General features: G+C 64.5%; 11 protein-coding genes. All 11 read left to right on the top strand.

The features are described from left to right. The first annotated feature begins 283 nt into the window (after nt 1-283). The 11 genes from L0C21_RS09460 (at nt 284) to L0C21_RS09410 (ending at nt 12918) form a co-directional block, all read left to right on the top strand. Complete coding sequence (locus L0C21_RS09460) at nt 284-832, top strand: response regulator (RefSeq protein ID WP_259278116.1); 549 nt, start codon at nt 284-286, stop codon at nt 830-832. Then, on the top strand, nt 825-1346 hold the full coding sequence (locus L0C21_RS09455) for an Hpt domain-containing protein (protein ID WP_259278115.1): 522 nt from the start codon (nt 825-827) through the stop codon (nt 1344-1346). Before L0C21_RS09460 ends, L0C21_RS09455 begins: the two co-directional genes overlap by 8 nt. A 115-nt stretch (nt 1347-1461) precedes the next feature. Continuing rightward, nucleotides 1462-2811, top strand: coding sequence for a hypothetical protein (locus L0C21_RS09450; RefSeq protein WP_259278114.1), 1350 nt, complete (start codon nt 1462-1464; stop codon nt 2809-2811). An 87-nt stretch (nt 2812-2898) separates the two neighbouring features. After that, nucleotides 2899-4374 (top strand): capsule assembly Wzi family protein, encoded by a 1476-nt coding sequence (locus L0C21_RS09445; protein ID WP_259278113.1) that lies wholly within the window; start codon nt 2899-2901, stop codon nt 4372-4374. A gap of 427 nt (nt 4375-4801) precedes the next feature. Further along, complete coding sequence (flgK, locus tag L0C21_RS09440) at nt 4802-6616, top strand: flagellar hook-associated protein FlgK (RefSeq protein WP_259278112.1); 1815 nt, start codon at nt 4802-4804, stop codon at nt 6614-6616. A gap of 100 nt (nt 6617-6716) precedes the next feature. After that, nucleotides 6717-6923, top strand: a complete 207-nt coding sequence (locus L0C21_RS09435) for a flagellar basal body rod C-terminal domain-containing protein (RefSeq protein WP_259278111.1) — start codon at nt 6717-6719, stop codon at nt 6921-6923. A 16-nt stretch (nt 6924-6939) separates the two neighbouring features. After that, nucleotides 6940-7863, top strand: a complete 924-nt coding sequence (locus L0C21_RS09430) for a flagellin (protein ID WP_259278110.1) — start codon at nt 6940-6942, stop codon at nt 7861-7863. Between the two features lie 131 nt (nt 7864-7994). Then, entirely contained in the window at nt 7995-8927 is a 933-nt protein-coding gene (locus L0C21_RS09425; RefSeq protein ID WP_259278109.1) for a homoserine O-succinyltransferase, read from the top strand. Nucleotides 8928-9104: 177 nt separating this feature from the next. Then, a complete protein-coding gene (locus tag L0C21_RS09420) occupies nt 9105-10226 on the top strand; it encodes a DUF2336 domain-containing protein (protein ID WP_259278108.1) in 1122 nt (373 codons plus the stop codon). Beyond that, entirely contained in the window at nt 10213-11838 is a 1626-nt protein-coding gene (locus tag L0C21_RS09415) for a sensor histidine kinase (protein ID WP_259278107.1), read from the top strand. The genes L0C21_RS09420 and L0C21_RS09415 overlap by 14 nt, the downstream gene beginning before the upstream one ends. Nucleotides 11839-11982: 144 nt before the next feature. Beyond that, on the top strand, nt 11983-12918 hold the full coding sequence (locus L0C21_RS09410) for an ArsR/SmtB family transcription factor (RefSeq protein ID WP_259278106.1): 936 nt from the start codon (nt 11983-11985) through the stop codon (nt 12916-12918). Nucleotides 12919-12924: the final 6 nt, after the last annotated feature.

Here is a 12924-nt window from a genome sequence, read left to right as displayed (position 1 = left end):
GTCTGAAGGGGATGTCCAATACATCGGCCGCGACGCTCGCATAGTTTGCATCAAGGAGAAAGGCCACGATCCCGCGGGAATGATGCGGTATGATAGAAAAGACGCCTCAACGGGCCGGATGCAAGCCTGTTGTTTGGACAAAAAGCAGGTCTACTAGCAGCATATGGTTGGCATGGGCGGCCGGGTCCCTTACGCTTTGACTTAAATATGCAACAGCGCTGGGGGCAGCGGGGATAGGAATGTTCGTAAGAGGGAGCGGCGCTGGGCGCCGGGGGCAGCAGTCATGGCGTTAGATTTGCAGCGGCTGAGCGTTCTTGTGGTGGAAGACAGCCCGTTTATCCGGTCACTCCTCATTCAATCTCTTAAGGTGCTTGGCGTAGGGCAGGTGCTGTCGGCCGAGCACGGGGGACGCGCCATCGAGCTTATTCAGCAGGTTCATCAGGATCCGGTGCGGGCGGGGGCCATGAGCGTCGACCTCATTCTATCGAATTGGCAGATGTCGCCGGTGGACGGGGCGATGCTGCTGCGCTGGGTGCGCCGGCACAAGGATTCGCCGGACCGCTTCGTTCCCTTCCTGATGGTCACCGCCTATTCGGATCGGGCGCGGGTGGAAGAGGCGCGGAACCTCGGGGCGCATGACGTGCTTACAAAGCCGTTCACGATCCGGGCCCTCGGCGAGAAGCTGACATCCATCATCAACAAGAACCGGCAGTTCGTGCACACAAAGGATTACTTCGGGCCGGACCGGCGGCGGCAGAGCCTGCCGTTCGACGGGCCGGATCGTCGCGTATTGACGGACAAAAGCCCGGAAGTGGAGGTGATCCATGGCTGACATGAGCGTATCCGCCAAGCCGGCGGTCAAGGTTCGCTTCTACCGGCTCCGCAACCGGCTCAAGGAAAAGACGGTTGGCCTCGGGCGCCCGATCGATGAGCCCTCCTACATCGACGAGAAGGCGCTGGAGGCCGCCCAGCGGATCTTCGAGGAGATGTCGGAAGACTATCCGGATTGGGTCAACGGACAGATCAGCTCCCTCTATGAACTGCACCGGCGCTGCGTTGACAGCCCCGAGCAGCGGCGTGGCCTGTTCGAGCAGATCACCCGCCTGGCCCATGATCTCAAGGGGCAGGGCGGTACCTTCGGCTACCCGCTGGTGACGGCTTTCTCCACCTCCCTCAACCGGTTCTCGGCGATCCGGCAGGACATCAACGACAACCATGTGGAGATCATCAAGGCCCACATCGACGCCATGCGGGCGGTAATCCGCGATCGCATCAAGGGTGACGGCGGCGAGATCGGGGCGGCGCTCCAGCGGGGGCTGGAACAGGTCATCGCCAAGTACCGCTAAGCCCGAATACCGCCAAACTGTGGGCATCGGGCCGCTGGCCGCTGGCACTGGGCGAGGAATGGCCTTAGAGATGGCCGAGTCTTGAGACGACCGGCATCTCCAGAAGAGGAGCGTCATGGCGCTTATCGGGCTGTTCTGTGCAAACCATCCTCACCGTGAGGGGGGTGACGATCCGTCTGCCCTGTTCAGGGTCGGCGGGATCACGCTGTTGGAGCGGAACATCCGTCTGGCGTTGCGGGCCGGTGCGGCGCGCGTGATCGTGCTGGCCGAGGAGATCGGCCCCGCTCTTGCAGGCGAGCTTGACCTGCTGCGCCGCCGTTACCCCATGCTCGATGTGGTGCGCGATGCCGAGCATCTGACAAGCCGGATCGAAACGGACGATCGGGTGCTGCTCATCGAGGAAGGCTTCGTGGTTGATCCGCGCCTGGTCACGCGGGCGGCCAGCCTTGAGGACGAGGCCGTCATCTCCGTGTGGCTGGCAGGCCCCGCCGTGCCGGAGCAGGCCGTGCGGCTGACCGCGCAGTACTTCTCCGCCGCTGTCAGCGTGCTGCCGGGCCAGCTCGTGCGCCGGGTCGCCAAGGGGCTGGGCGACTGGGATTTCGAGCAGACCATGCTGCGCGCCGCCATGGTGGACCTGCCGGCGCATTACCTGGAAGCCTCGGAATGCGGCGGCTTCGACCCGCTGCAGGGACGGGACGTGCCCCTGATCTGGCACGCCATCACCCGGCAGGAGGAGGCGGACAAGGCGGACCTGAGCCTGTCGCTGGTGGCGGACGCCAGCCGGGACGATGCGCCGACCCGCTGGATCTATGCGCCGCTCGCCCGCCTTGCCCTGCTGCATGGCGACCGGCTGCGCCTTGGCGCGGTGCCGGTGGCCTATGGCGGGGCGGCGCTGGGATTGCTGGCGATTGTCGCCTTTGCCCTGGGGTGGTTCTGGGCGGGCGTCGCCTCGGCCATTCTCATGGGCTTTTCGCTGGAGCTGTCCCACCGCATCGAGCAGGTACGGCTCGATCCGCCCGCGCCCCGGTGGGCGCATCGCCTGATGCCGCGATTGGCGGAGACCGGGTGGTATGCCGGCCTGTGCGTGGCTTTCTTGCGGACCGACGGCATGGCGGCGGTGGCCGTGGCGCTGCTGCTGCTGGTCTGCCGCCTCTCGGCGGACCTGCACCGCCATTACTTCCGCCGCCTGTTCCAGTCCTCGCTGGAAGACAGGCCGGGCCTGCCGCGGCTGATCGGGCTGCTCGGCAGCGGCGCGCAGACCAACATGTGGTTCCTGCTGCTCTGCGGCCTGCCGGGGGTGTGGTATGGCGGCTTCTGGGCGCTGGCGGGGTACAGCGCCGTCACCTACGCGCTCGTTCTGGCCATTTTCATCGTACAGCTGAAGCTGCTGGTGCGCGGCCCCTCCGCCGCTGACGAGGGGGCGGCGGACGCCGCTTCTTCATCGTCCGCCAGCCACAGCGGATAGACAGACGTTCATTTTTCTTTATTTAGCCTGCTGCGAAACAAAACTGGACGCAGACAGTCGGCGTCCTTTGCCACGAGGGGGTAAGTTATGCGCGTTTTGTTGACGGCTCTGGCGCTTTCCCTGGCCAGCGCATCGGTCCATGCCTCGCCCTGGGCGGAGACCGGCGACCGTCAGCTGCGCCAGGATGTGGAGCTTCTGGCCGATGCCGGCCTGCTGGGCGGCCCCATCTCGAGCTGGCCGCTGCCGTGGGCGCAGATCAGCGAGGCCGTATCCACGCTCGATGTCGACGGCTTGCCGCCCCATCTGGCAGCTGCGGCGGAACGGCTGCGAATCCACCTCGACATGGCGCAGCAGGGCACGGTCTACACCTTCGATGCCGGCGTGACGAACGAGGCCTCCCTGGTGCGGGACTTCGGCGATTCCGCCCGCGAGGACGTGGATGCCTCGGTTCAGGTGTCCCACGAGCTGGGCGGCACCACCATCAACTACGGCGTCGGCTGGCGCGCCAAGCAGGGCGGCAAGGACTACCACTTCGAGAACGTCTACCTAGCCCACCGCTTCGGCAACTGGGCGGGGTACGTCGGCTTCGTGGACACCTGGTGGGGGCCGGGGCAGGAGAGCGCGCTCCTCATGTCCAACAGCGCCCGGCCGTTCCCGAAGATCGGCATCAAGCGGCTCTCGCCCGATCCGTTCAGCTGGCCGGTGCTCAACCTTCTGGGGCCGTGGCGGTTCGACATGTTCGTCGGGCGGCTGGAAAAGAGCCGGAACGATTACCAGCATCCGCTCGTCGTCGGCATGCGCTTCTCCTTCAAGCCGGTGCAGGCAGTGGAAATCGGTCTCAACCGCACCATGCAGCTGTGCGGCAAGGACCGCCCCTGCGGCTTCGACATCTGGAAGGATGCGATCTTCGCCATCGGCAGCGCGGACAACACCGGCACGCTCGACGAGCCCGGCAACCAGATCGCCGGTGCGGACATCCGCATCAGCGGCAAGGTCGGGCCGACGACGGCGGCGCTTTACGGCGAGGTGATTGGCGAGGACGGCGACGGCGCGCTGATGATCGAGCAGCTTTCCTACACCGCGGGCGGCTCGCTGACCGGCGGCATCGGCAAGGGCTCGATCTGGCGGGTGGGTGTCGAGTATAGTGACACCTACGCCTTCTTCCTGACCGAAAAACCGGCCGGGTGGGTCGGCAATCACGCGCCGGGCTCCACCTACAACCACTTCATCTACCGCGACGGCTACACCTATTATGACCGGCCCATCGGGGCCAGCCTCGATGGCGACAGCCGCCTGTTCTCCGTGACCGGCTCGCTCACCGACGACAAGAACCGCCGCTTCTATGGCGCGGTTCGCCGGGCCAACATCAACCTGACGAATGATGCGCGCTATCGCATCAGCCAGAACAACGAGAAAATGTGGATCGGCGAGGCGGGCGTCGAGTGGCCGACCCGCTGGGGCGATGTTCGCGTGGAGGGGCGGTTGCAGACGGATGCGCCCAACACGCCGGGCCGTTCGCCGCTGAAGGGCCAGATCGAGCTGGGCCTGCGCTCGCGATTCTGATCCGCGCCGGGTTGTTCTTGCAGGAGGGGCTTGCCCCTCTTGGCAACCTCCCCATTCGTTTGAGCGGGCCGCGCCCTGCATGAACGGTGGAGGCTTCTAACTCCAGCGCTTTGACCGGGTGCGTCCCGAAAAGCGAATGGGGGATCGAAAGGGGGCCTGAGGCTCCCTTTCCTCTTTTGCCTGTTTGCCCTCGCAAACGGGAGGGGGCGAGACCCCCTTATTGCTCCCATCTTCCCGCCCAGCCCAAACTTGGCATCGCTTTTGCGTATTCCCTCACAGGAAATGTGAGGAAAGAGCGGAGCGAAATGGCCAATCTGCAGGAAAACCGCAGTTTGTCGGCGTCGGGGAAGGCCTGCGGCCTCCCGGTGCCAACCGTTTCGGCTCGGCAAATCTTGCCGCTCGGCAAGGCTGGCACGGGAGCCGGCGCATGACGCTCAGCAATATCATCAGCTCGGCCTATTCCGGCCTGTCCGCCTCGCAGGCCGCGCTGCGGTCGGTCACCAACAACATCGCCAACGTGAACACTTCCGGCTACAGCCGGGAAGAGGTGATGTTCGAAGCCAACGCCTATGGCGGCCAGATCGCCGGGGTGAAGATCGGCCAGATCCGGCGGGTAACGGACCAGTTTCTGGAAAAGGCCGTGTACGATGCCAGCGGCGATTCCGGCCGCTACTCCATCATGCAGCAGTTCCACGACCGTCTGCAGGGGCTCATCGGTTCGTCGGATTCAGAAAGCAGCATCAGCGCCCAGCTGGACAGCATCTTTACCGCCATCTCCACCCTCACGAACGATGCGGGGGATTCGGTTCGCCGTCAGGGCGTGGTCGACAGTCTTTCGCGGTTCACGGAGGAGGTGGAGTACCTCTCCAGCCAGATCCAGGGGTTGCGCGCGGATGCCAGCAACCAGGCGATGGAGACGGTCAAGACCATCAACGATCTGCTCTCCCGCATTCACGACCTGAACCCGCGCATCGTCCAGACCAAGGTGACGAACGGCAACGCCTCCGCTCTCGAGGAGCAGCGGGCCCAGGCGATCGAGGAGCTTTCATCGCTCATCGACATTCGCACGGTCGATGCGGGGGACGGCTCGGTCGAAATCGTCACCGCCAACGGTACGACCTTGCTGGACAAGTCTCTGTATCAGCTGGACTACCAGTCGCCGGGCGTCGTGGCGCCGGAGACCAACTTCCCGCAGATCCGCATTCTGTCGGTACATCCCGGCACCGGGGCGCTGTCCGATACGGGCACCGTGCTCGACGGCAAGCTAAGCTCGGGTAAGCTGAAGGGTCTTCTCGACCTGCGCGACAAGGAGCTGCCGGCTGTTGCCGCCGAACTCGGCGAGCTGGCCCGCGCCTTTGCCGACGAGGTGAATGCCGTTCACAACGCCAGCTCGGCGGTGCCGGCGCCGAATGCGCTGACCGGCCGGCAGACCGGCCTTCTGGGCACGGACCCGCATGGCTTTACGGGCACGTCCACCTTCGCCGTCGTCGACAAGGACGGAAGGGTCGTCGCCAAGACAAGCATCAACTTCTCCGCCCTGCCGGCAAATGCGACGATCAATGATGTCGTCACTCTGATCAATTCAGGTCTGGGCGGCGCGGGCACGGCGAGCTTCACCGACGGCAAGCTGACCATCAAGGCCAACGCCGCCGGCAACGGCGTGGTGGTGGCCGATGACGCAGCGGCGCCGTCCAGCCGGGGCGGCCGGGGCTTCTCGCACTTCTTCGGCCTCAACGACCTCATCGTCTCGAAGCAGAACACGAGCTTCGCCACCGGCGTTGCCGGCGCCAACGCGCACGGCTTCACCCCAGGCGGCTCCATGTACCTGGAGGTGCGCGACACCTCCAACCGGATCATCGGCAGCTATACGCTGACCGTTGGCGCCGGCACCTTCAACGACATCATCAACGAGCTGAACGGCCCAGGGGCGCTGGGTAACTACATGACCTTCTCGCTCGACGCGCAGGGGCAGCTGGTGGCGACGCCAAAGTCGAGCTACGCCAGCGCCGAGATCCATGTGGTCTCGGATTCAACCCAGCGCGGGAGCACCGGGGTTTCGCTCAGCAGCTTCTTCGGCCTTGGCCACGGCGCGCAGGCCAAGATCGCCGGGGGCCTCTCGGTCCGCTCGGATATCGAGAGCAACCCGTTCAATCTGGCCCTGGCCCGGTTCGATACCTCCGCCCTGGTGGGCGAGACGGCGCTGGGCGAGGGGGGACCAGCGGGGCGCCAACGCCCTCTTTGATCTCAGCAACAAGACGCTGACCTTCGGCAAGGCCGGCGATCTGGCCTCGGTCTCGGCATCTCTGTCCGAATACATGGGGTTCATGCTTGGCGATGCGGCCATGAAGGCTCAGCGCGCCGACACGGGCGCGGCCGATGCCAACACGCTGCTCACCACCGTCGTACAGCGGCGCGACGACTACTCGGGCGTCAACCTCGACGAGGAGCTGAGCAACATGATCGTTTTTCAGAACAGCTACAACGCGGCGGCGCGGCTGATTACGACGGCCAAGGAGATGTACGACACGCTCCTGGCTGTCGTGCAGTGATGATTGGAGCGGATAAATGACACGGGTTGCCAGCTACTCGCATAATCAGTCCCTGCTGCAGGGGCTGCTGCGAAACCAGTCTGATCTGTACAAGGTCCAGCAGCAGATCAACACGGGCAAGAAGGCCGAGGACTACCGCGGGATCGCGCCGCAGGCCTCCACCGTGGTTTCGGCCCGCGCGGCTTTGGCCCGCACCCAGGCCTACAAGGAAACCGCGGATGAGGTGGGCCAGACCCTCTCGCTCATCGACCTCCAGCTGGGATCCATGCTGGACAACGCCGAGTCCCTGAAGCAGTCCATCCTCGAGGCGCTGGCGATGGGGGACGGCCAGGGGTTCGACCAGATCCTGGACTCGAACTTCCAGATGATTGCCTCGTCGCTGAACACGAAGATCGGCAATTCCTATCTGTTCAGCGGATCCAAGACGGACACCCAACCCTTCTCCATCACCAGCCTTGAGGATCTGGCGGCGCTGCCCAGCGCGGCGGACGCCTTCGCCAACGACCAGAACAAGGGCTCCGTCCGCGTCACGGATACTTTTACCATGCAGTATGGCGTGCTGGCGGACGAGGCGGCCGGGCCGCTGATGGAGGCCATCAAGAGCCTGAAAGAGTTCAACGACGGACCGATGGGGCCCATCAACGGTCCGCTGACCGACGATCAGAAGGCCTTTCTGGAATCCCAGATTTCCGTTCTGGACGGCGCGATCGATACCATGCGGGGCATCCAGACCGCCAACGGCCTGCGCCAGAGCCAGATCAAGGATGTGACCGGCCAGCTGGACGACCAGAGGATCTATTTCGAGACCTTCGTCTCGGGCATCGAGGATGTGGACATGGGCGAGGCGATCACCCGGTTCCTCAACGACCAGTCGGCGCTCCAGGCCTCCTATCAGGTGACCAGCATGCTCAGCCAGCTCAACCTGTCCAAGTTCCTTTAGGCAGGAAACACCCCGTAAGGGGAGCCGCCATCGGCGTTCGACGGTAGGGAGGGTTGTGATTTTGGTCAGGCTCGCATAACGGTACGGTTGCCCGTTGGGCATTCCTCGCGTTTGTAAGTCTGGTTCGTGCCATGCCAATCAAGATTCCCGATGGCTCCCCCGCGGAAGCCGTGCTGCGTAGTGAAGGAGTGGAACTGATCCCGGAAGGCGTTGCCCTCCGGCAGGATATCCGCCCGTTGCGAATCTTGCTGCTCAACCTCATGCCGACCAAGATCGCAACCGAGGTGCAGATCGCCCGGCTGCTGAGCCACACGCCGCTGCAGGTGGAGCTGTCGCTGCTCACCACCGCCAGCTACACCCCGCGCAACACGCCGATCGAACATCTGCAGGCCTTCTATCGCACGCTCGACGAGGTGCGGGCGGAGCGCTTCGACGCCATGATTATCACCGGCGCGCCGGTGGAGACCATGGCCTACGACGACGTGGCCTACTGGCCCGAGTTCCTGGACATCTTCGCGTGGTCCCGCACCAATGTGTTCCGGCGCTTCGGCATCTGCTGGGGCGCGCTGGCGGCGCTCTACGCCGGATATGGCGTCGACAAGGAGCACTTCGATTGCAAGCTGTCGGGCATCTACCCGCAAACCGTGCGCGCGCCGGACGTGCCGCTGCTGCGCGGCTTCCCCGATGCCTTCCCGGCCCCCGTGTCGCGCTGGAGCGGGGTGCGGCACGAGGATATCGCCGGGCACCCGCATTTGCGGATTCTGGCGGACTCGCCCGATACCGGCATCTGTCTGGTGCAGGACGACGCCAATGGCGACCTGTTCATGTTCAACCATCTTGAATATGACACGGACACGCTGAAGGGTGAGTATTTCCGCGACGTGGCGGCCGACCCGACGACGCCGGTGCCGCATGGCTACTTCCCCAGCGATGATCCGCAGCGCATGCCCATGAACCAGTGGCGGCCCTTCGCCCATATGCTGTTCTGGAACTGGATCACCTGCCTTTATCGCGACACGCCGTTTGATCTCGGCATCCTGCAGGAAGATCGGGCGCGGGGCTGAGCTGGTTCGCCGGAAACCATCCTCTGTCCGGGGCGAAATTACCCCGGACAGGGCGTTGGTTGCTGGTGGCGGCGTTAAACCTCTGGATTGATGCGTTTTCTTCTTGCATGGTAATGGCTTATTAATTCCCGCCGCGTTAACCCTGAACCGGTGGAGATGACAGCTGGCCAGCAAAGCATGAGTCAGGATGATATCGAGAAGCTGTTGGGCTTAGCCGCGGATCGGTCACACGAGGCGCGCAAGGAGCTCATTCATGCGATCATCGATTTCTTCCTGCCCGATCGTTACCGCCTGACGGAACAGCAGCGCGCGCTGATGACCGATGTCCTGACCAAGCTGGTCAAGAGCATCGAGATGGACGTGCGGCGCAACCTGGCCGAGATGCTGCTGCGCTCAGAGGTGGACCTGCCCGAGCTGGAGCGGATGCTGGCCAACGACGAGATCGAGGTCGCCCGCCCGCTGCTGGAACAGAGCAAGGTCCTGCAGGACTCGGACCTGATCGAGATTGTCAAGAAGCGCACGGACCAGCACCGCCTTGCCATCGCCATGCGGGACCGGCTGAGCGAGCCGGTGGCCGATGCGCTGATCGAGCACGGCTCGCCCGATGTCATCGAGGCGCTGATTCGCAACGAGGACGCCGCCCTGTCGCGCCGGGCGATGGAGTATCTGGTGGCCGAGAGTCGCCGGCTCGACCGGTTCCAGGAGCCGCTCCTGTCCCGCTCGGACCTGCCGCCGGAGCTAGCGCATCGCATGTACTGGTGGGTTTCGGCGGCCCTGCGCCGGCGCATTCTCACCGAATTCACCATAGACGAGGAAACCCTGGATGCGGCCCTGCAGAGCGCGACGCGCCAGGCCGTCGTCGAGATGGAGGATGGGCAGAGCCTTCAGGCGCGGGCCCACCGGCTGGCCCGGCGCCTGCAGGAGCTGGGGGAACTGACAGACACGTTTCTTCTCCAGGTGCTGCGGCAGCAGCGCGTTGCCCTGTTCCTGGCCGGCATTTGCGAGCGGGCCCAGATCGACAGCCGCATCGGCTGGCATATCATCTCCAGCCGGCAGTTGGAGAGCTTCATTGTTCTGGCGCGCGCCATTGGCATGTCGCGGGATATCATGGCCCATATCGTCCTGTTGCTTGGGCAGGTGAATAACCCGCTGGCCATGCAGCGGCCGGAAGTGCTGACCACCATTCTCAAGCTGTACGATGAGTTGGACCCCGCAAGGGCGGAACGGGTGTTGAAGCTGTGGCAGCGGGATGCATCCTACGTGCTGGCGATCGATGGGGTGCAGCATGGGGCGGATTGACTCCGGCTCGAATGAGACAGGGCCGGTGCTGGTGCTTCCCCCCTTGCGCTCGGCCCGCCGGACGCCCGAACAGCAGGGGGATCAGAAGAACGAGGCGACGTCCGCGACGGTCCATTCCCTTGAGAATGAGGCCAATACGCTGCTGTTCAAGGCCGACCGGAACGGCCGGGTGGTGGACTGTAACGAGGCCTTTCGCCAGTTGAATCTCGCCTGCGGCGGCAGCGAGGCGGAGGTGGGGATTCCATCGTTCCAGACTGGCATCGACGCGGCGCTGCTGTGGGGACGGCAGGTCAACCGCTCGCTCAGCGTCACCGTGGGCGGCGTCGTTCGCCACTACTGGGCCAATTTCACGCCGATGCGCGGCGATGGCGGCCGGGTGGTGGGCGTGACGGGAACGCTGCAGGAGGCGACTGCCCAGGTCAACCGCACCCAGTCGGCGATCATGGATCAGGCCCGCTTCCGCGATTTCGCCCGCGCCTCGTCCGACTGGTTCTGGGAAATCGACGAGCTTCAGCGCCTGACGGCGCTCTCCGACCGGCTGACGGCGCTGATCGGCAGTCCGGTCGCCATGCTCATCGGCAAGCCGCTCCAGTCCCTGGGGCGGTTCGAGGCCAACATGGCCGGCGACATGCCGTTCGAGAGGGCTGTCGCCACCCATGCGCCGTTCCGCAACCAGCTGATGGTGATGGAGGACGCGGCCGGGGATGCCATCCTCTTCCATCTGGCGGGCGTGCCGGTGTTCGATGACGCCGGGGCATTCCGGGGTTATCGCGGCGTCGGCATGGACGTGACGCGCACCTACCTGATGGAGGAGCAGACCCGCAGCGCCCACCGCAATCTGGAAGACGCGCTGGCCGAGCTGACCAAGAAGAACACCGCGCTCGACGTGGCCTCCGAGCAGGCGCGGCTGGCGCTGGAGGCGAAGAACGAGTTCCTGGCCTCCATGAGCCATGAGCTTCGCACGCCGCTCAATGCCATCATCGGCTTTGCCGAGGCCATGCAGATGCAGGTGTTCGGCGATTTGCAGCCCCATTACGTGGCCTACGCCAACGATATCGTCACGGCGGGCTATCATCTCCTCGGCCTCATCAACGACGTGCTGGATGTCAGCGTGATCGAGAGCGGCGAGCTGACCCTGACGCTGGAGGGCATGAGCCTTGCCCCGCTGGTGGATCAGGCCCGGAGTCTCCTGCTGCTGCGCGCCGAGGCCAAGTCCATCGACCTCAGCGCCGTGCGCTGCGACCCTTCGGTCCGCGTGATGGCGGACGAGCGGCGCGCGCTCCAGATCCTGGTCAACCTTCTCACCAACGCGGTCAAGTTCACGCCGGAGGGCGGGCGCATCGGCCTCGATGTTGCCCACATGCCCGGCGCGACGCCCATGGTGGCCTTCACCGTGTGGGATACCGGCACCGGTATCGCGCCGGAAAATCACGAGCGCGTGTTCGAGAAGTTCCAGCAGTGCGTGGGCGATACCTACACCGGCAAGCCGGAAGGCACGGGGCTTGGCCTCCACATCTCCCGCCGGCTGGCGCGGCTCATGGGCGGCGACATTTCGCTCGACAGCAAGGTCGGGCTGGGCGCGCGCTTCACCGTTCTGCTGCCTGCCGCCTGATTCTTTCCTGACAGTTGGATTTGGCGCCGCCTGCCTGGGCGGATCGTCGCCTTGCGCCACCGGCTACCCTGAACGGGTGAACGTTTTGCGCGCCCAGTCGTTCTGGCGTCTATCGATCTATTGACGCAACATAAAGATATCTTTATGTCCACATGTATGGAAGCAGCCCTCACAGTTCTCAAGGCCTCGGCCGACCCCAGCCGCCTGCGAATCCTGGCGTTGCTGCACTATGGCGAATTGGCCGTCAGCGATCTGACACGGATCCTGCGGCAAAGCCAGCCACGGGTGTCGCGGCATCTGAAAATCCTGGTCGATGCCGGCCTGGTGGAGCGCCACAAGGAAGGGGCGTGGGTGTTCTTCCGCCTGGCGGAAGGGGAGCTGGCCGAAATCCTGCGCCGGATGCTGGATGTTTTGGTGCCCGCTGATGATCCGACGCTGTGCGGGGACATTGCCCGGCTGAAGGATGTGCAGGCGGAGCGGGTGAGCCGCGCCAACGCCTATTTCTCCGAGCACGCCGAAGAGTGGGATCAGGTGCGCTCCCTCTACATTTCCGAGCGGGAGGTGGAGGATGCGATCATCCGCCACCTGATGGCAAAGCCGGTGGAGAACCTGCTGGACATCGGCACCGGCACCGGCCGCATTCTCGAGGTGCTGGGCCCGCATGTCAGTCGCGCCGTCGGCATCGATACCAGCCAGGAAATGCTCAAGTTCGCCCGCACCCGGCTGGAGGCGGCGGAGCTTCGCAACGTGCAGGTTCGCATGGGCGACATGTATGCGCTCAACGGCACGGCGGTTTATGATGCCGTCGTTATTCATCAGGTGCTGCACTATGCGGAGGAGCCGCAGGCGGCCATACAGGAAGCCGCGCGGGTGTTGCGTCCCGAAGGGCGGCTGCTGGTGGCGGACTTCGCTCCGCACGATAAGGAATTCCTGCGCGAGGAACATGCCCATCGCCGTCTTGGATTTTCGGACCGGCAGGTTACGGAATGGATGGAGGCCGCTGGTCTCAAGGCAAGGGTTGCGGAGCATCTGCAGGGAAGCGAACTGACCGTGACATTGTGGCTCGGCGAAAAGAAATAAGGATAA

This window comes from Pedomonas mirosovicensis (assembly GCF_022569295.1).
Classification (GTDB): domain Bacteria; phylum Pseudomonadota; class Alphaproteobacteria; order Sphingomonadales; family Sphingomonadaceae; genus Pedomonas; species Pedomonas mirosovicensis.
This window is presented reverse-complemented; position numbering and strand designations above follow the sequence as displayed.